Raw genomic sequence first — 19999 nt, forward strand, 5'->3', positions numbered from 1 at the left:
TAATGCTAAATAACTGGTTTAAAATAGTCGTGTATCACAGCAAGAAAAATAAACTATACGTTTTATTTAATTTGTTGTGTTTGGCATTGGGTATTACTGCTGTGTTGTTATCGACGCTCTATTGGCAGGAAGAGACGTCTTTTGATCGTTGGAACGCAAATAAAGAAGAGGTGTATTTTATCGAGAGTCGAAGTGACAACCATTCGTTCGGTTCTCAACCCTATGTCTTGTCTAGTTTGCTCAAAGAACATCATAACTTTGTTGAAGATTATTTACTGTATAGTGGATACTTTTCAACGCATGTTATGCACAATAAAAAAGCCTATGCCATTGAGAAAATCCTACAGACTAATGCTTCTTTTTTTTCCTTTTTCCCTTATAAAATTATCTATGGATCACCTTCGAGTATATTTAAAAATCCAAAGGAGATTGCGTTAGAAAAACAAAAATCATCAGTTGTTTTTGGTGAAGGTGTCAATCCAATTGGCGAACAGATTGAGGTAGATGACGAGTGGTACACCGTTGTAGCGGTGTATGATTTGGAAGGTAAACGCAGTAGTTTTATGCCAGATGCCGTTGTCAATGATCATCAATTCATACCTGAAGATTTAGTCGGTAATTGGAATTATAGTAGTTCTTCTGTGTTAATCAAGACCAAGGAGGGAGAGAAACTTGCCCAAGCAGCAGATCAGATTTATATCCAATACTATCTCCTGCCTATGGCTGAAAAACAGCAGCTTTCTTTAGCAGAGTTTGAGAAAAAAAACAATGGTATTTACAATCAAAAAACAGTGATACATCCCTTAAAGGGATTGCATTTTGGAGATACAGGAAATGTAGTTACCCCAGAAGCCAATGTCAAAGGCACAACCCTTTATGTGATTGTAGGCTTGTCGTGGGTGCTCTTTGTTCTATCGCTGTTTAACTACGTCAACTTGTCCCTTTCGCAAGCGGTTTCGCGAGCGAAGGAAGTAGGGATTCGCAAAGTATTAGGAGGATCAAAGCGCAAGATTATACAACAAGCTTTATTTGAAACCTCTCTTACCATACTGCTTTCTTTTGTAGGAAGCTTCTTTATGGTACTGTGGATTTTGCCTTTCGTCAATTCGTTTTTAGGAACGAATATTGTCGTTCACCTGCGTGATGCCCTCTTTTTGTTTGTTGGTGTTTACCTCTTGGTTTTGTTGCTGGGGGGATTGATTCCTGCGCTCTATCGATCCAACTACCAAATACTTCCTGTATTAAAGGGAAATTATTATCGGAGTCGTTCAGGAAGTGTCCTGAAAAATGCGTTTTTGATTCTACAGTTTGCCATTGCCTGTTGGTTTATCTCGAGCACGTATATCATGTACCAACAGGTCCACTATATGACAACCAAATCCTTGGGTTTTTCAGGGGATCAGGTGATTAGTTTTCCCTTTTTAGAGGAAGAACCGATAGAAATAGAGGAAAGACATCAGGCGTATCAAGCTTTTAAACAGGAAGCGCTGAGAATAAAAGGTGTGGAACAAATGGCCTTTACCGATTTAGACTATGGCAGTGAGGAGCGAAGTCGTTATATGCAGCTATTTGAATATGAAGGGGAGAATTTGAGAGTGGCAGTTCACAATGTCGAAGCGGGGTATCTGGAAATGATGCAAGTGGGATTGAAAGAAGGGCGTTATCTGACGAATAAATTCGCTAGTGATAGTATTCAAAATGCCGTAATCAACGAAAGCTTATTACGTCAATTGCACAAAGATAGTATAGCGGGATTGGTTGTCAATGGAACAACCATTGTAGGCGTCGTACAGGATTTTCACACTGCAGGATTTGAACATGAAATAAGCCCAAAGATGTTTGTGTTGCCTTCCCAAACTTTCTTTCACTTTACTCAAGTGAGTATGAAGCTAGATGTACATCAGCTTGAAACTATCCTACCTGCGGTTGAAAAACTATGGGAGACCTTCCATAAAGGAACGGATAAGCCTTTTGAGTACAGTTTCATGGATCAGAAATTTGCAAAAAACTTCGAAAAGATAAAGATACAGCAACAAGTGATGATGGGGTTAAGTTATCTGGTCATCTTTATTGCTTTATTTGGACTTTTCGCTGTTTCCTCCTATACCATAGGCACCAAATTGAGAGCGATTGCCATTCGCAAAGTATTAGGAGCAGAAACAAGAGGTTTAATTCAAGACTTGTCTTATCAATACCTGATTTATTGTATGATCGGTTTTGGACTATCTGTCTTCCCCAGTTATTATTTATTGAATGCCTGGTTGAGTGATTATGCGTATCGCATCGAAATAAGTTATGAAGTTTACGTTGTTTGTCTGATTCTTATTGTCATACTTACCTTACTTATTGTGGTGAGTAGAGCGTATCAGGCCACTCGTGTGAACGTTTTAAAATATATTAAATACGAATAAGGATGTTAAAAAGTTGGTTGAACGTTTATTATTATCATTGGTTCAAAAATAAAATCTATTTTGTTTTAACTGTTTTAGGGTTGTCCTTTGGTATATCGCTACTTACACTTGCTGTGCTTAACTATCATGATGAACACGCGTATGAACAATGGAATCCCAATAAAGATCAGCTTTTCATGGTTTTACATGATTCTGGTGATTTTGCGTATATCAATCAGCCTTTTCCGTTGGGAAGAACGCTAAAAGAAAACTATGCTTTTGTTGAGGATTTTATTTACTATACTGGATACAATGAGGGGACAATTGAAAAAGACAAAGTGTCTTATACGCTGAAAAAGATTTTTTTAAGTCAACGTAATTTCTTTGATTTTTTTCCTTTTTCTTTTGTTTATGGATCGGCAGCAACTGCTTTGCAAGATCAAAATAGCCTTGTTTTAGAAGAGCAAAAAGCTATTGAGATTTTTGGACGTGGAGTTAATCCTTTGGGGCGCGAAGTGTACATGGAAGAAGAGTGGAGAGTTGTAACAGGGGTTTTTACGCTAGACGGTCAAAAAAGCAGTTTTATGCCCGATGCAATCGTAGCAGGTATGGATCAACTAGTTGCCGCTAAAACAAATTGGCAAGAGCAGTACTTTGGATTATTGATCAAGACATCTAAACCCGATCAGGCCTTAGTGGCTATTCGCGAAACGATGGATCAACATTACTTTATACCTATGGCCAAAGAAGGTGGAATCACGGTTGAAGAATTGAAGGAAAATCAGCTGCTCAATACTCCTATAGTCCTGTCAGATCTCGGAGGAGTACGTCTAAGCAAGTATGGGAAATTGAGCCCAGAAGGCAGTGCAAACCTACATATGATGTATATCTTTTGGGGATTAGCAGTTGTAATTTTTAGCTTGGCACTCATCAACTTTATCAATTTTTCTATTACGCAGTTTTTATTGCGAATGAAAGAGCTAGGACTAAGGCGAATTCTCGGGGGGAGCTCAAGGTATATTGTACAGCAAATAGTAGTAGAAACGGCCTTAACGCTGACTATTGCTTTGGTAATAAGCTTCTTTTGTATGGGATTGATGTTGCCCTATGTCAATCAAATGGTTGACGTACAGCTGGAGATGCCGATAGGCGCGTTGAGTATTTGCTTTCTTTTGTTGTTGATCAGTATGTCATTACTCACGGGAAGTATTATTGCTTTTTATGTGACTAAACAGCCCATAATTTCCATTTTGAAGGGCAACTTTATAGCCTCAAAAAACGGTAGAGTACTCAAAAAGGTATTTTTAATCCTTCAGTTGGCTATTGCTTCCTTTTTCATTAGTAGTACGTTGATTTTTAATCAACAAGTACACTATATGCTAAACAAAGATCTAGGTTTTAAAGGGGATCAAGTGATTAGCTTTAGTTTTAATGAAGAGTTGAGGTGGACAAATAATGATTTGTTGTTAGAAAAATATGAAGTACTCAAAAAAGAAATGCAAAAAATTCCAGGAGTCGAGGGTATATCTGCCTCTGATCAGGTTTTTGGGCGTAGTTCTTCGGCTTCAACTTCGGGAAAACTAGAGGGGAAAGAATTAGTGTATACGGTGGTTCAAATTGATTTTGGCTTTTTTGAACTGTTTCAAATTCCCCTAGTTAAAGGTCGAGATTACAATCCAATGTTGGCGTCTGATTCGATTCAACACCTTGTCGTGAATGAGACTTTTGTTCGAGCAATTGATGGTGGAGATCCCTTGGGAAAATCACTCAAAGCTTTAGGACGTTCGCATAGTATAATTGGTGTGGTAAAAGATTACAATTTTAAAAGCCTTGAAGAAGAAGTCACCCCTACTGCATACTATTACATGAATGGAATAGAACACAAGATGGGAAGTATTGAAAAGATATATGTAAAAATAAAGGCAGGAGATAAAATGGAACAAACCATACAAGCTGTTGAAAAAACGTGGAGTAAATTTAATTTAAACCCCGATATACCCTTTCAATACGAGTTTGTCGATCGCCAGTTTGCCAAAACATTTGATCAAGTGCTCCTTGAACGTCAAGTGTTTAATTTTCTGAGTATTGGCGTTGTTTTCATTGCTTTATTTGGACTCCTAGCTCTCGTTACTTTTGCGTTAAACGGCAAATTAAAAGAAGTGGCTATTCGCAAAGTATTAGGGGCTAATACACGAGAATTAATTCAAAAGCTATCCTTCCAATATTTGATGTATTGTATGATCGGTTTTGGATTGTCCATTTTTCCCAGCTATTACTTGCTAGAACATTGGTTGAGTGAATATGCTTATCGCATTGATATAGGATGGGAAGTGTTTGGATTAAGTTGTAGCTGTATTGTGCTTTTAACTTTGTTAGTCGTATTACAAAAAACGCGAAAAGCAGTGCATCTGGACGTGTTACACTATATTAAATATGAATAAAACTAGATATAAAATGAAAAAAATAGTATTTATCTTCCTGTTAATGGGAAGCGCCGTATTGGCACAAAAACAAGAAAAAAGACAAGTCATCGATTTTGAACAGGTCAAAGTATCACAAGGGATCCACCTAGATTATACAGCAGGAGGATCCACGACTGTTGCAGTAGAAGTAGATGACGAAAAGGACATGCAATACGTCAAAACCGAAGTCAAGAATGGCGTGCTTCAAGTGTATATCGACATGCCAAGAGGCATTTTCAATTACAAAATGGGACGTGTGCACGTAAAAGTGAACCATTCATCTCTAACAGCAGCTCATGTTTCTTCTTCTGCGGTATTTACTCTGAACAATAAAGTAAAAGCAAAACAATTCAGCATTACGACCAGTAGTTCAGGAAAGTTTATGGCAGATGTAATTCAAGCAGACAATTTAACGGTTACAACAAGTTCATCTTCTAAAGTAGAGGGCAAATTTGAAATTGCAAATAGTACAACAATAGAAGCAAGTTCCTCTTCAAAGATCGATATGGACCTAAAAGCCAATAAAGTAGAACTTATAGTGAGTAGTTCGGCACGAGTGGAGGTAGAAGGATCAGCGAAATCGGTTGATGCTAAAGCGTCCAGCTCAGCTAAAATCGACGGAAAAGACTTTGCAATTCAAACGTTGAATGGCAAAGCAAGCTCTTCAGGAACTATGAGTTTTACGGTAGCAGACGAGGTAAAAGGCAAAGCAAGCTCTTCAGGTAAGATCAATGTTTATGGCAATGCCAGATTAGTAGAGACCTCTAAATCATCTGGGGGTAAAATTGAAAAACTAAATTAATTCACTATATGGTTTCCAATTGGTTAAAATTATATTTCCGATATTTTAAAAAGAATATCTGGTTATCCTTGCTCAATATTTTGGGGTTAGCTATCGGTATGGCCACACTGATTATTGTGCTTTTCTATTGGAAAAACGAGCATAGCTTTGACCAATGGAACCCCTATAAAAACAGAGTGTATGAGGTAGAAGGAACAGCAGATTCCTATTTTAAAAATTGGTTTCCTGCTCCGATAGCCAATCAACTCGATCAAGCTACCTCTATAATTGAAGCCTATAACTTTAGCTATATGTCTTTCAATATGATGAGTGTAGTAGTGGAGGGGAAAGCTGATTTCTTATATGATATTGACGAACGTCAAGCGAATTTCTTCGAATTTTTTCCTTTTACAGCAGTCTTTGGTAGTGCGGAAGCGTATAAACAAAATTACAAAGACGCCTTAGCGCTAGAAAAGAATGAAGCAGAGCGATTGTTTGGTGTAGGAATTGATCCAATTGGAAAACTCGTACAACTAGACAATGGAAAAGTACTAACGGTTCGCTTTGTGTTTGAAATACCTGGAAATAGTTCCATTAGGTTTAAGGGACTAACCTCTTATGTAACAGAAAGTCAAATTGCCTATAATCGAGCAGATAATTGGGGAGATCACAACTATAGGTTACTCCTTAAATTAAAAGAAGGAATAGGAATAAATGAAGTGGAAAAGCAGTTACAGGATGTTTTTTACAAAGAGATTACACAGTTATATGCTCAAGATGAAGGAGTTTCAGTTGAAGAGCTGAAAGAAAAGATGCAGGGATTTATGGTGTTGAAATACAATGAACTGAGTGGAGTTCACCTCAATCCAGAATCGAGTGGATTAGGAGCAGGACCAGCGGCAAATAAAATTGTAAATATCATGTTGTTTTCTGCCATTTTACTCTTGGTCTTAGCGCTTGTCAACGCTATCAATCTTGCACTCGTACAAAGCTTTAAGCGCGCTAAGGAAATTGGTATTCGAAAAGCTATCGGAAGTACGCAGCGTCAGTTGTTAAAACAGATGATGTTTGAAGCGGGGATCACAACCTTGTTTTCTTTTGCAGTTGCCTTGGTTCTCGTTGAATTGGGCATGCCTTATTTTACTATTTTAGTAAGTCGAACCCTAACAACGGATTTTTTGTCCTTAGTGCCTGTTCTTGCTCTACTTTTGCTTGGGGTATACCTATTATTAGGTGTATTACCTAGTCTTTTTGTAGCCTCTTTTGATGCAATTAAAGTATTGAAAGGTAATTTTTCTCGAAGTAAATCAGGTTTGCGTTTGCGTAATGCGCTATTGGTTTTTCAATTTGTAATTGCGTTTTTCTTTTTGTCTACGGCTATTTTTGTTCAACAACAAGTCAGCCATCTCTTACAAGAAGATTTGGGCTTTAATGGTGATCAAGTGGTCAATATTCGCTTTAAAGTCAAAGACGAAAAACAACGCAGTGCCATCTATCAGCGCATAGAAGCAGATCTACAAAAAATAGAGGGAGTTAGGGCCATCACAAACCATTCTATGTTGATGGGATCGGGCTATGGCAGTAGTTCAAGTAATATGATTGGAGAAGTATCTTTTCAAAGTGAAAACGTCCCTGTAGGCTATGATTTCCTTAAAGTATTCGATGGACAATTGGTTGAAGGACGATTTTTCGATCGCGCTTTCGCATCAGATAGCATCAATAAAATTGTCGTTAATGAAACCTATAAGAGAACGTTTAATTTTTCAGATGGAATTATCGGGAAAAAGATGAAGTGGAACGGACGGGATTTTGAAATTATTGGCGTTGTAAAAGATATGAAAATAGAAGGATTTAGTCAGAAAATTCCCCCCGTAACCTATTTTATGCCTAACTCAGTAGGATGGTTTTCTGGACTAATTGAAACAATTTCCGTAAAAATTGATCCTGAGAACGTACAACACACCCTAACTCAATTGGAAGCTTTTTGGACGAAACGCGTGGAACAGACGTATCCCATGCAATATGAATTTTCCAATAAAGAATTTGCTGTGAGCTATCAGAAAACCTTATATGAACGAACGCTTTTTTTGTGGTTGATGGGGGTGTCGATGTTTATTGCTCTCTTTGGATTGATGGCTATTGTGTCCTTTAGTATCGAAAGCCGATTAAAAGAAATTGCGATCCGAAAGGTACTAGGCGCGAGTAGAAAAGAACTCGTCTTTAATCTATCGGCGCGTTTCATGGTATACTGCGTGTTCGGATTTGTATTATCTGTTTATCCTGTTTACTATTTGTTGCAATTGTGGTTAGAAGATTTCGTTTACCGCATTGACTTGTCCATCTGGCCATTCTTGTTTGCTTTTATTGGGTTAACGTTCTTTTCCATGCTGTTGGTTTTTTGGAAATCCATCAAAGCAACGCGTATTTCAACATTAAAATACATAAATTATGAATAAGAAGATTTGGACGTTAATTGCTGTATGTTGTACCTCCTTCCTCTTTGCACAAGAAAAGTGGACGCTAAGTGATTGTATGCGCTTGGGAGAAGAAAATAGCTATGAGTTGATGCTAGCACAGCTGGAAAAGAGCACGGTGGAGGTACAACAGCGCAGTATGGCCTCTTATTTCTTGCCAAAAGTCGGATTGAATGCCTCACAGAGCTTTAATTATGGATCGGCGATTAATCCAACGACCAACACCCGAGTGAGCTCAAATATTCAATCCTTACAAACGTCAGTAGATGCGTCGATTAGCTTGTTTGATTGGTCGGATTATCTCGATCGTCAGAGCCGAAAGTTAAACACCTCTTATGCCAACCTTCAAGAAGAAGAGGTGAAGTATTACTACCAACAACGTGTCTTGGATTTATTTTTTCGCATTATTGGAACCCAAGAGTACTATACTTTGCAAAGCCAACAGTTGAAAAATAGCCAGCTCAATATGGAACGCGTGATCAAAGAAGTTGAGGCAGGGGCCAAACCCCAAAGCGATCAATATGACATTGAGTATATCTTTGCCAATGAACAAATTGGAATACAACAAACCGTCAATGATTTACACAACCAAAAATTACAGCTCCTTCAGCTGTTGGATGTTAAAACGGTTGAAATTACCGATTTTGAACTGGTGTTTGAACGGGAATTTGTTGGATATAATTCGGATTATGAGTTCAATCCCATCTTGGAAAAAGCAAAGCAGTATCAGCTCATTTTAGAGGCGGAAAGAAAGGCTTTACAAGCAACGAAATACCCTCGAATTACCGCCAATTATCAGTGGGGAACTTTCTATTCAAAACCCTTTAATACCAGTTTGGATTGGGAGGTGGCTTCGTTTTCTAGACAGTTTGGCGACAATAAAAGTCACTATGTCGGTATTGGTTTTAGCATTCCCCTTTTTCAAGGGGGGGCGATCACGAGGCAGTTGCGAAAAAACAAAGTTGATAGCGAGCTAAATACGCTGAAAATTCAGGACAAAGAGCGATTTATTCAAAAAGAAAATGACCAATTAATCCAAGAAATCGATCAGATTGAAACCCTAAACCAACGCTTGAGAAACAGTATCGAATTAGCACAAAAATCCTTTCATACAACCCAGGTAAAATACGAGAATGGCAAGGCGGATATTTTCTCCTTTAATGCAGCGAAAAATCAACTGCTCACTGCAGAATTTGCCCTTATTCAGAACGAAATAAAACGCGTTTTTTTAGCTAAAAAAAGAGCGCTTAATTATGCGAATTACCTATAACGCCAAGTGTACTAGGGAATTGCATTTAGAATATATTAACATCATAATTTCAAATATAACTGCTATATTTGCGTTAGTCAAGATTTATAGTAAAATATTGAAAACTAATCGCATATAATGAAATTAGATAGAAAAGATATTTTGAAGGCATTAGAGACTATTTCTATTGCTGGAGAAGGAAAAAATATGGTTGAAAGTGGGGCAGTAAACAACGTTATGACCTTTGGAGATGAGGTTGTTGTTGATTTAATTTTGTCAACGCCTGCTTTGCACATCAAAAAAAGAGCCGAAGTAGATGTGATGAAAGTGATTCACGAACAAGTGTACGACAAGGCAAAAGTAAAAGTAAATATTAAAGTAGAAGCACCTGAAAAACCAGAGATAAAAGGAAAAGCAATACCAGGTATTAAAAATATCGTTGCTATTTCTTCTGGAAAAGGAGGTGTTGGTAAATCTACTGTTACAGCAAATATTGCGGCAAGTCTAGCTAATATGGGCTTCCGTGTAGGGGTGTTAGACGCAGATATCTACGGTCCGTCAATGCCAATTATGTTTGACGTAGAAAACGCAAAACCCATTTCAGTTGAAGTAGATGGGCGCTCAAAAATGAAGCCTATTCTTTCTTATGGGGTTGAATTGCTGTCTATTGGATTTTTTACCAAAGCAGATCAAGCAATCATTTGGAGAGGACCTATGGCAGCTAAAGCATTAAATCAGATGATTTTTGACGCAGATTGGGGCGAATTAGACTTCTTACTATTGGATTTACCTCCAGGAACAGGAGATATTCATCTGTCAATCATGCAATCACTACCTGTTACAGGAGCCGTTGTGGTATCTACACCACAAGCCGTTGCACTTGCAGACGCAAAAAAAGGAGTGTCGATGTTTACTTCAGACAGCATCAATGTACCCGTGTTGGGAATTGTTGAAAACATGGCTTATTTCACACCAGAAGAATTGCCAGACAACAAGTATTATATCTTTGGAGAAAACGGAGCGAAGAACCTGGCGCAAGACTTACAAGTGCCTTTCTTAGGTGAGGTGCCTATTGTTCAAAGTATTAGAGAGGCAGGGGATTTCGGTCGTCCTGCAGCACTACAAAGTGATACGATTGTTGCTAAAGTATTTGAAGAGATTACTAGAAATGTAGTTGAACAAGTGGTATTGCGCAACGATTCCTTGCCGCCAACAGAGGCAATTAAAATTACGACTATGGCTGGGTGTTCAGCTGTAGGGAAAAAATAAAACCATTTTATAGACTAAATATATGGCATCAGAAACTATCAGAGAAAACGTTATGAAGGCGTTAGACGAGATTCGCCCGTTTTTGCAAACCGATGGCGGAGATATTACCTTAATTGATATAGAGGATGACAAGCACGTAAAAGTTCGCTTAGAAGGAGCGTGCACAGCTTGCAGTGTCAATCAAATGACATTGAGTGCTGGGGTTGAAACTACAATTAAAAAATATGCACCCGAGATCGAGTCGGTAGTTAATGTTGGATAAAAATAACAAGTCAACTATTTGCTAGAGAGTATATTATCTTTCATTTAGTTGACTTTTATCATTTTTAATAAACATTACAAAGGATACCTTTGTATTAAAGAACTACACCATGATTGAAACCGATATAATTATTATTGGAGCTGGACCAACGGGTCTATTTGCTGTTTTTGAAGCAGGTTTGTTAAAGCTTAAATGTCATATCATTGACGGATTGCCTCAACCAGGAGGTCAATTAACCGAGCTTTATCCTAAAAAACCTATTTTCGATATCCCGGGATATCCTACCGTGGGAGCAGCAGAATTAATCGATAATTTAATGGAGCAAATCAAGCAGTTTCAACCGGGTTTCACCCTGAATGAAGTTGCTGAAACAATCGAAAAACAAGAAGACGGTACGTTTATCGTTACCACTAATAAAGGAACAAAACACCACGGAAAAGCAGTGGCTATTGCTGGAGGTTTAGGTTCTTTTGAACCGCGTAAACCAGAACTGGAAAACTTGGCGTATTACGAAGATAAAGGCGTTGAGTATTTCGTGAAAAAACCAGAAATGTTCGCTGGAAAACACATCGTAATCGCTGGTGGAGGTGACTCTGCCCTAGATTGGAGTATTTTCTTAGCTGATGTGGCAGAGAAAGTTTATTTGGTACATAGACGTAACGAATTTAGAGGGGCTTTAGATTCTGTAGAGAAAGTACAAGTCCTGAAAGATAAAGGGAAAATTCATTTAATCACCCCTGCAGAAATCGTTGAACTGAAAGGAACGACAAAACTAGATGCTGTAGTAGTGGAATGTGAAGGCGAACGCCGTGATGTTCCTTGTGATTACTTTATTCCTTTGTTTGGGTTAACACCTAAATTGGGTCCAATTGCAGATTGGGGATTGGAAATTGAAAAAAATGCGATTAAAGTAAATAACGCATTGGATTATCAAACGAATATCCCTGGAATTTATGCTATTGGTGATATTAATACCTATCCAGGAAAACTAAAGTTGATTCTATGTGGATTCCACGAAGCGACTTTAATGTGTCAAAGTGTGTATAACATGTTGAATCCTGGAAAGAAATTCGTCTTGAAATATACGACGGTTTCTGGGATTAATGGATTTGATGGAACGCGAAAAGAAGCGGAAAAAGCTGTTGTTAAATCAATTGAATAGTCATGTCAGATATTAAAATTACAATTATTGATAGAGAAGGTGTAAAACACGAGGTTGATGCGCCAACAGATATGAGTATGAACGTCATGGAAGTTGTTCGTGCTTATGAACTAGCACCCGAAGGAACTATTGGTATTTGTGGTGGAATGGCTATGTGTGCTTCTTGTCAGTGTTATGTTCACAACGCTGATGAAGTTGATGTACCAGAAATGAATCCCGATGAGGAGGCAATGCTTTGGGAAGCACTAAACGTCAAAGACAATAGTCGTTTAGGATGTCAAATTGCAATTGTTCCCGAACTGGAAGGGTTAATAATTGAATTAGCTCCTGCAGAGTAGATTGTAGTGTGTTAGAGAAACGATCATCTCGTTTTGATATCCACATACCAAAATAAGAAAAGCGACGGTGAAAACCGTCGCTTTTTGTTTTTAGTGCTATAACTGTCACCGTAAACCAAAAAAAATAGGCACTCATGTGCCTATTTTTAATTATTCTTCTGTGATGGTTTCTGTTTTCTTTCTTTTTGCCAATTTGATGATAATTGGCAAAGTAGTAGCAAGAACCAAGAACAAGACAATGTACTCGATATAATCTTTCAAGTTGATGCCGTAGCTTTCCAACAACCAAACTTGTAAGTAATGTCCTGCAAAAATCAACGTAGTTGCCCATAAAAATGAACTAATAACGTTGTACAGCATAAAACGCTTAATATCCATGCGGACAATTCCCGCGATAATCGGAGCAAAAGTTCTAACAACAGGCAAGAAACGAGCAAAGATAATCGCTCTTCCACCGTGTCTTTCAAAGAATACTTTTGATTCGTATAGATATTTTTTCTTGTAAATGAAATTGTCTTTTACATTGTAAAGGTAATTGCCACTCTTGGCGCCAAACCAATAGCCAAAGGAGTTGCCGAGAATTCCGGCTACAGCGACTAAGGTGGATAACAGAGCAACGTTTAAAAAGTCGCTTTCTATTGGGAAAATTTCTTGCATTAATGCCGTACTGTAAATACCAGCCAAGAACAGTAAACTATCCCCTGGTAAAAAGAATCCAGCAAATAATCCTGTTTCAGCAAATACAATAAACAATACAACATATATTCCAATAGAGTGACCCGCAATCTCTAAATTGATATAGAACTCAGGATTGATTAATTGTGATAAATGAAATTCGTCCATAGTTTGTTTTTAGTGTGTCTTTATTTTGTTTTATCGTGTTTTTTAATTTTCAATCTGCAGGGTGTTTTCCTCCTCTTTGCTTTCAAACTTATCGATTGAGGCAGTTGATAATGCATTACCCAAAACGTTTGTCATACTTCTACCCATATCGCAGAAGTGATCAATAGGCAAGATAAATGCAATTCCTTCTGGTGGGATATTAAACATTGCACAAGTGGCCACAATAACAATCAAGGAAGCACGGGGTACACCCGCCACACCTTTACTCGTAATCATCAGCACTAAAAGCATTAGAATTTGGTCGCCTAAGGTCATCGGAACATCGTAAATTTGGGCGATAAATATACTGGCAAATGTCAAGTACATCATACTGCCATCTAGATTAAAGGAATACCCCAAAGGCAAGGTAAAGGATACGATTTTAGGCGAACAACCAAATTTGTTTAGTTGCTCCACCAATTTAGGGAAAACTGCTTCGCTACTTGTTGTAGAGAATGCAATTAGTAAAGGTTCTTTGATTGCTTTTAGCAAACGCCATACATCTTTTCCTAGAATTAGGTAGCCCACTAAAATTAAAACGGCCCATAAAACAAGTAATCCAACAAGAAAGGCGAGTAAGTACTTGGCATAGGTGAAGAAAATACTCAGTCCATATAGAGCAACTGCACTGGCAATCGCACCTAAAACCCCTAATGGAGCTGCCCACATGATGTAGGTTACCATTTTAAGCACGACTTCCGAAATGCGGTCGAATAATTTGATAATGACTTTTCCTTTTTTTCCAATACTTGCTAAGGCTATGCCGAAAAATACAGCAAATACCACAATTTGTAAGATCTCATTGTGAGCAAAAGCATCGAATATACTCTTTGGAATTAAGTGCTCAATAAAGGATTGAAGACTTAATGCATTCGTACGCGTTAATAGATCATCCGCAGAGGAGGTGTTGTCTAAATTGAAGTTTGCATTTGCTCCTGGTTTAAACCAGTTTACTAAAACTAAACCAATTCCAAGAGAAACCAAGGAAGCGGTAATAAACCATCCCATTGCTTTTCCTCCGACGCGACCCACCATTCTCATGTCACCCATTTTGGCAATTCCAACCACTAAAGTACAGAAAACCAATGGTGCTATGATCATTTGAACCAACCGAATGAAGATCGTCCCTAGTAATTTGATGTTTTCTGAAAAACCAGAAATGTAGTCTGGAAGTGAATAATGAATGATACTCCCAAAAATAACCCCTAAAACTAAGGCGATGAGAATAGCAATAAAAAGTTTATTGTTTTTCATAGATGAAAAAATTTGTCGGTGAAAATAGTTATTATTTTTATAATAATTCTATGTTTTAGATAAAAATAACACTTCAAATTGCATTCCAATATTTCGGATAATGGAACTTTTTTCTCTTTTTTCTTTCGCTTTCGATGAATAAAAAACGGGGTTTTAGTTTTGATTTGCGGATGAATTACAAAATAAATAAGAAAAGAAAACCGCCTTATTAACACTTCTATCGCATTCTGTCGTAGTTTAGAATCAAAAGAAAAGAGTAAATTTACGGCTTAATAAACCTACTCAATATGAAAAAAATAGTTTTGTTTGCCTTGAGTTTAGCGTGTTTTACTACGTTCGCTCAAGAAGTGATGACAAAAGAACTCTTGTGGAAATTAGGGAGAGTAAGTCCTGTTGGAATTTCAAAAGATGGGAAAAGCCTTGTTTACAAGGTGACTCATGCCAAGATGGAAGAAAATAGCTTTGATACTAAAACCTATCAAATGCCTATTGGAGGTGGAACACCCGTTGAAATAGAAACGCATAAAGATGTGGTAAACAATACCGCTATTTCACCTGATGGGAAGTATATCTTGTTTGATGAAGCAGTTAAAATCAATAAAGTCTTAGGAAAAGATTTATACCCAGCCATGGAGCATTCCGATGCCTATGTGTTTGATGGATTGGATTACAGACATTGGGATACGTGGAATGACGGATCGCACAACCACGTGTTTTACGCACCCAAAGACAAACAAGACAACAAAATTGACATCATGAAAGATGAACCCTATGATGCTCCGCAAAAACCATTTGGAGGTTCGGAGGATTATATTTGGGCACCGGATGGAAAGTCAATTGTCTATGTGTCTAAAAAGAAGTTTGGAACGGATTATGCCTTGAGTACAAACACCGATTTGTACCAATATAATTTAGAAACACAACAGACAAAGAATCTAACAGAATCAAATGTTGGTTATGACACGCATCCAACGTATTCTCCTCAAGGACATTTGACTTGGTTACAAATGAAACGCGATGGATACGAAGCAGATAAAAACGATATTATTGTGCGTATTGGTGAGGTAGAGCAAAACCTAACGGCAAATTGGGATGGTACAGTAGATAGCTATAAATGGAGCAAAGACGGAAGCAAAGTGTATTTCGTTGCAGCAGTAGGTGGTACGGTACAACTGTTTGAAGTGAATTTCCCAGGGTTAAAACGCATCGCTCCAGTAGTGAGACAGTTGACTGACGGAAACTTTGACGTTACAGGTATCGTGGGATTTGATGGAGATAAAGTGATACTCACTCGCACAGATTTCAATCATGCGACCGAAATTTTTTCTTACGATCTAAAGAAAAAAACATGGAATCAGCTAACTAAAGTAAACGACGAACTGTATTCAAAAATTGCGATGAGCAAAAGTGAAAAGCGCATAGTGAAAACAGTAGACGGAAAAGATATGGTGACTTGGGTAGTCTACCCGCCGAATTTCGATCCGAATAAGCAATACCCTACCTTATTGTACGCGCAAGGGGGACCACAATCGGCTTTATCTCAATTCTATTCATTCCGTTGGAATTTCCAATTGATGGCGGCTGAAGGCTACATTATTGTAGCGCCAAACCGCAGAGGGATGCCTGGACATGGAGTAGAGTGGAACGAGGCAATCAGTAAAGATTGGGGAGGTAAACCTATGCAAGATTACCTAGCCGCTATCGATGATGTAGCAAAAGAAGCATATGTTGACAAGGAGCGCTTAGGTGCAATCGGTGCAAGTTATGGGGGATATTCTGTATTTTATTTGGCTGGTATTCACGAAAATAGATTTAAGACGTTTATCTCACACTGTGGGGTATTTGACTTAGTAAGCATGTACGGAACTACAGAAGAAGTTTTCTTCCCTAATTTCGATACAGGTGGAGCTTATTGGGAAAAAGACAACAAAGATGCACAAAATGCAATTCAAAACTTTAACCCAATCAACAATGTGGATAAATGGAACACGCCGATCTTAATTATCCAAGGAGGAAAAGATTATCGCGTGCCAATCGGACAAGGACAAGAAGCATTCCAAGCCGCGCAGTTGAGAGGAATTAAAAGTAGATTCTTATACTTACCAGAAGAAAATCACTGGGTAGTTCAACCGCAAAACGCTCAAGTTTGGCAAGGTGAATTTTTCCGTTGGTTAAAAGAAACATTATAGTCAAAAAAAAGCAATCCGAAAGGGTTGCTTTTTTTTTGGTGAATGGTGAGTAAGGTTATGGTAGAGAAAACCAAACAACAACGAGCAAAGAGCAACGAACAACGAGCAAATCGTAACGAAGTGAAGATTCATCGAACACCAAAACAAAATATAAACTAGGTGAGATAAAGAGCAACGAGCAAAGAGCAACGAGCAAAGAGCAAAGAACAAACAACAAATCGTAACGAAGTGAAGATTCATCGAACACCAAAACAAAATATAAACTAGGTGAGATAAAGAACAAAAAAAACCGCTCTCCAAGGTCATTAAACAATGTTTTTTTATCTTTACGACTATAACAACAGTAAAAATGAATAAAAAAACGATTCAATCATGGGTCTTGACGGCGGTTTTATCTGTTATATCGGCGTCAACGACATTCGCACAAGACAATCTTGTCAATGCATTAAAATTAAACGCAAGTGATAAAAGCAAGGAGCTGTATCAGTTTAAGCCAGTAGTAGATATTGAAAATACGTCGATTAAAAATCAGGGATCTTCAGGAACATGTTGGAGTTATTCTGCCAATTCGTTTATCGAATCAGAAATGATGCGTATGGGTAAACGTCCAGTTGAGATTTCACAGATTTATTCGGCACGTAATGCCTATATCGAAAAAGGAAAAATGTATGTGCGTATGCAAGGTGCCGTGACGCTAGGTGATGGAGGTGCGTTTCACGATGTAATGAATATGTATCGTATGTATGGTGCTGTTCCACAAGAGGTTTATACAGGATTAAACTACGGTACGAAGAAGAATCAATTTGCAGAAATGGCAGCGATCCAAGAAGGAGTGCTAAAAGCAGTTGTTTCAAATCCAAATGGAAAACTAACACCTAACTGGCAAAAAGCCTATACAGCAGTCATTGATGCTTATCTTGGTGAAGTGCCAGAAAAATTCAAATGGGAAGGAAAAGAATATACTCCTCAGACTTTTGCCAGCGAAGTAATCGGAATTAATCCAGATGACTATATCGAAATTGGTTCAGATATGAACTACCCTTACTATGAGAAATTTGTTCTATTAGTGCCAGATAACTGGGCGTTTGATCAAGTGTACAACGTGAAAGTAAACGAGATGACCGATATCATAGACGAGGCAATCAACAATGGATTTACTGTTGCTTGGGGTGGAGATGTGAGCGAAAAATACTTTAGCTGGAAAAATGGAGTTGCTTATGTTCCTGAAAAAGATTGGGAAGATATGAACGAAGACGAACGCAAGGAAATTTTCAACGGACCAAAACCAGAGCGAAGCGTAACAGCTGAAATGCGTCAACAAGCATTTGACAATTATTCCACAACGGATGATCACGGTATGCATATTGTAGGAATTGCTAAGGACCAATCAGGACGTGAATTTTACATTGTAAAAAACTCTTGGGGAATTTCAAATGATCACCAAGGATATATGTATATGTCCAAAGAGTATGTCAAATACAAAACGACAGATTTTATGGTGCACAAAGATGCACTGTCGAAAGACATGAAAAAGAAATTGAAAATCTAAATTAAAAAAAGAAAGCTATGGAAATGTTATGGAATGGACTAGAACAGATGTTAGATTCAATGTGGCATGCAATACCTAAAATAATTTTAGGATTAGTCATCTTGGGAGTCGGCTCATATCTAGTTAAACTTGTTTTAAAGGTGATTCGCAGACGTCTTGAGAAAAGAGACGTTGAGCTGTCATTACGCGGTTTTTTATTGAGTGTAGTCAAAGCGACGCTGTACATCATCTTGCTAATTGTGGTAGCTGCAACGATGGGATTCCAAGTAGCGGGAATTGCAACGATTTTTGCCTCGGCTGGTTTGGCGATTGGTTTGGCTCTACAAGGGAGCTTGTCGAATTTCGCTGGCGGAGTTCTCGTGTTGCTATTCAAACCCTTTAAGGTAGGAGATTATATCTCGAATCCAAGCGGTACAGAAGGAACCGTAGAACGCATTGATTTGCTGTATACCACATTAACTGGGCCAACAGGATTGAAAATATTTAGCCCTAATGGACCTTTGGCAAATTCTGTAATTACCAATTACTCTGAAATTACTTCTAGACGACATGATTTTGTTGTAGGCATCGGCTATAATGAGAATATCAAAGAAGTCCAAAATGTTATTTTTGCCGCTTTAGCTAAACACAAAGCTGTATTGCAAAGTCCTGAACCTATTGTGTTTGTGAGTAATTTAGGAGATAGCTCTGTAGATTTAAACGTGCGTACTTGGATTGGAAAAGCAGATTACTGGAATACAGTATTTGAAATCCAACAGATTATCAAAGTAGCACTTGATGAAGCCAATATCGAAATTCCATTTCCACAACGCGATTTGCACATTGTCTCTGATAAAACGAAATAGCCTAATGGATATGGGAGAGAAGTAACTTGTTTTAAATAAGAACAAAGAACTAACAGCAACGAAATCTGCGCGGTTTGTACGGTTTGTTTTTTGCGCAGTTTATCTCACCTAGTTTATATTTTGTTTTGGTGTTTGATGAATCTACGATTTGTTGTTTGCGCGGTTTGTTTTTCGCACGGTTTGTTTTTCGCGCGGTTTGCGCGGTTCGTTTAGTCTTTTCGTTTGTAAGATAATTGCGGTTTACAACGAGCAACGAGCAACGAAATCTGTGCGGTTTATCTCACCTAGTTTATATTTTGTTTTAGTGTTTGATGAATCTACGATTTGTTGTTTGCGCGGTTTGTTTTTCGCACGGTTTGTTTTTCGCGCGGTTTGCGCGGTTCGTTTAGTCTTTTCGTTTGTAAGATAATTGCGGTTTACAACGAGCAACGAGCAACGAAATCTGTGCGGTTTATCTCACCTAGTTTATATTTTGTTTTGGTGTTCGATGAATCTTCACTTCGTTACGATTAGCGCGGTTTGTACGGTTTGTACGGTTTGTTTTTCGCGCGGTTTGCGCGGTTCGTTTAGTCTTTTCGTTTGTAAGATAATTGTGCTTTACAACGAGCAACGAGCAACGAACGAAGAGCAAAGAGCAAAGAACAACGAGCAAAGAACAACGAACAACGAGTAAAGAGCAAAGAACAACGAGCAACATAAAATTAATAAAATAGCTGAGTTATTTCAGGCAATTTCTCTTCAATAAAAAAAGGGATGAGTTTTAAATAAACTCATCCCTTTTTTTATTGCTCTTTGTTTGATTTTCTCTTCATAAGAATGTACGTCCCTGACATAGGTTGACCATAAAAAATCAATTTTCCTATGAAAGTTAACGTTCAACAAATCAAAAAAAA

Annotated in this window: 14 protein-coding genes; 12 read left to right on the forward strand and 2 right to left on the reverse strand. The window is 38.0% G+C overall.

What is annotated here, in order from left to right; translation table 11 throughout:
* The first annotated feature begins 2 nt into the window (after positions 1-2).
* The 9 genes from HX062_RS14305 to HX062_RS14345 all read left to right on the forward strand — a co-directional run bounded on the left by HX062_RS14305 (position 3) and on the right by HX062_RS14345 (position 12387).
* Positions 3-2411 (forward strand): ABC transporter permease, encoded by a 2409-nt coding sequence (locus HX062_RS14305; RefSeq protein WP_286467863.1) that lies wholly within the window; start codon positions 3-5, stop codon positions 2409-2411.
* 2 nt (positions 2412-2413) lie between these two features.
* The gene (locus HX062_RS14310; protein ID WP_286467864.1) at positions 2414-4831 is read left to right on the forward strand and encodes an ABC transporter permease; all 2418 of its coding nucleotides are present in this window, start codon (positions 2414-2416) and stop codon (positions 4829-4831) included.
* A 13-nt stretch (positions 4832-4844) separates the two neighbouring features.
* Positions 4845-5654 carry a GIN domain-containing protein gene (locus HX062_RS14315; RefSeq protein WP_286467865.1) on the forward strand — a complete coding sequence of 270 codons (810 nt, stop codon included), beginning with the start codon at positions 4845-4847 and terminating at the stop codon, positions 5652-5654.
* A gap of 8 nt (positions 5655-5662) precedes the next feature.
* Complete coding sequence (locus HX062_RS14320; protein WP_286467866.1) at positions 5663-8089, forward strand: ABC transporter permease; 2427 nt, start codon at positions 5663-5665, stop codon at positions 8087-8089.
* Positions 8082-9377: a TolC family protein gene (locus tag HX062_RS14325; RefSeq protein ID WP_286467867.1), complete on the forward strand. Its 1296-nt coding sequence runs from the start codon at positions 8082-8084 to the stop codon at positions 9375-9377. The genes HX062_RS14320 and HX062_RS14325 overlap by 8 nt, the downstream gene beginning before the upstream one ends.
* Positions 9378-9494: 117 nt before the next feature.
* Positions 9495-10625, forward strand: a complete 1131-nt coding sequence (locus HX062_RS14330; protein ID WP_286467869.1) for an Mrp/NBP35 family ATP-binding protein — start codon at positions 9495-9497, stop codon at positions 10623-10625.
* Positions 10626-10647: 22 nt separating this feature from the next.
* Positions 10648-10887, forward strand: coding sequence for a NifU family protein (locus tag HX062_RS14335; protein ID WP_182627949.1), 240 nt, complete (start codon positions 10648-10650; stop codon positions 10885-10887).
* A gap of 109 nt (positions 10888-10996) precedes the next feature.
* Positions 10997-12049 (forward strand): NAD(P)/FAD-dependent oxidoreductase, encoded by a 1053-nt coding sequence (locus HX062_RS14340; RefSeq protein ID WP_182627947.1) that lies wholly within the window; start codon positions 10997-10999, stop codon positions 12047-12049.
* Between the two features lie 2 nt (positions 12050-12051).
* Positions 12052-12387 (forward strand): 2Fe-2S iron-sulfur cluster-binding family protein, encoded by a 336-nt coding sequence (locus HX062_RS14345; RefSeq protein WP_182627945.1) that lies wholly within the window; start codon positions 12052-12054, stop codon positions 12385-12387.
* A gap of 150 nt (positions 12388-12537) precedes the next feature.
* Here HX062_RS14345 and HX062_RS14350 read toward each other — a convergent pair whose 3' ends face one another.
* Both HX062_RS14350 and HX062_RS14355 read right to left on the reverse strand, forming a co-directional pair.
* A complete protein-coding gene (locus HX062_RS14350) occupies positions 12538-13230 on the reverse strand; it encodes a DedA family protein (protein ID WP_182627943.1) in 693 nt (230 codons plus the stop codon).
* 42 nt (positions 13231-13272) lie between these two features.
* On the reverse strand, positions 13273-14523 hold the full coding sequence (locus HX062_RS14355) for a dicarboxylate/amino acid:cation symporter (RefSeq protein ID WP_182627940.1): 1251 nt from the start codon (positions 14521-14523) through the stop codon (positions 13273-13275).
* Between the two features lie 287 nt (positions 14524-14810).
* Here HX062_RS14355 and HX062_RS14360 point away from each other — a divergent pair, with 287 nt between their 5' ends.
* From HX062_RS14360 to HX062_RS14370, 3 genes are all read left to right on the forward strand, one after another.
* Positions 14811-16712: a S9 family peptidase gene (locus HX062_RS14360; RefSeq protein WP_286467870.1), complete on the forward strand. Its 1902-nt coding sequence runs from the start codon at positions 14811-14813 to the stop codon at positions 16710-16712.
* Positions 16713-17061: 349 nt separating this feature from the next.
* A complete protein-coding gene (locus HX062_RS14365) occupies positions 17062-18261 on the forward strand; it encodes a C1 family peptidase (protein WP_286467871.1) in 1200 nt (399 codons plus the stop codon).
* Between the two features lie 17 nt (positions 18262-18278).
* Positions 18279-19106 (forward strand): mechanosensitive ion channel family protein, encoded by an 828-nt coding sequence (locus HX062_RS14370; protein ID WP_286467872.1) that lies wholly within the window; start codon positions 18279-18281, stop codon positions 19104-19106.
* Positions 19107-19999: the final 893 nt, after the last annotated feature.

The sequence above is a fragment of the Myroides sp. DF42-4-2 genome (assembly GCF_030326445.1).
In the GTDB taxonomy this organism is placed as follows: Bacteria; Bacteroidota; Bacteroidia; order Flavobacteriales; family Flavobacteriaceae; genus Flavobacterium.

Coding starts and splice junctions, on each gene's coding strand:
- HX062_RS14305 (WP_286467863.1), top strand. CDS start 3: ATGCTAAATAACTGGTTTAAAATAGTCGTGTATCACAGCAAGAAAAAT.
- HX062_RS14310 (WP_286467864.1), top strand. CDS start 2,414: ATGTTAAAAAGTTGGTTGAACGTTTATTATTATCATTGGTTCAAAAAT.
- HX062_RS14315 (WP_286467865.1), top strand. CDS start 4,845: ATGAAAAAAATAGTATTTATCTTCCTGTTAATGGGAAGCGCCGTATTG.
- HX062_RS14320 (WP_286467866.1), top strand. CDS start 5,663: ATGGTTTCCAATTGGTTAAAATTATATTTCCGATATTTTAAAAAGAAT.
- HX062_RS14325 (WP_286467867.1), top strand. CDS start 8,082: ATGAATAAGAAGATTTGGACGTTAATTGCTGTATGTTGTACCTCCTTC.
- HX062_RS14330 (WP_286467869.1), top strand. CDS start 9,495: ATGAAATTAGATAGAAAAGATATTTTGAAGGCATTAGAGACTATTTCT.
- HX062_RS14335 (WP_182627949.1), top strand. CDS start 10,648: ATGGCATCAGAAACTATCAGAGAAAACGTTATGAAGGCGTTAGACGAG.
- HX062_RS14340 (WP_182627947.1), top strand. CDS start 10,997: ATGATTGAAACCGATATAATTATTATTGGAGCTGGACCAACGGGTCTA.
- HX062_RS14345 (WP_182627945.1), top strand. CDS start 12,052: ATGTCAGATATTAAAATTACAATTATTGATAGAGAAGGTGTAAAACAC.
- HX062_RS14350 (WP_182627943.1), bottom strand. CDS start 13,230: ATGGACGAATTTCATTTATCACAATTAATCAATCCTGAGTTCTATATC.
- HX062_RS14355 (WP_182627940.1), bottom strand. CDS start 14,523: ATGAAAAACAATAAACTTTTTATTGCTATTCTCATCGCCTTAGTTTTA.
- HX062_RS14360 (WP_286467870.1), top strand. CDS start 14,811: ATGAAAAAAATAGTTTTGTTTGCCTTGAGTTTAGCGTGTTTTACTACG.
- HX062_RS14365 (WP_286467871.1), top strand. CDS start 17,062: ATGAATAAAAAAACGATTCAATCATGGGTCTTGACGGCGGTTTTATCT.
- HX062_RS14370 (WP_286467872.1), top strand. CDS start 18,279: ATGGAAATGTTATGGAATGGACTAGAACAGATGTTAGATTCAATGTGG.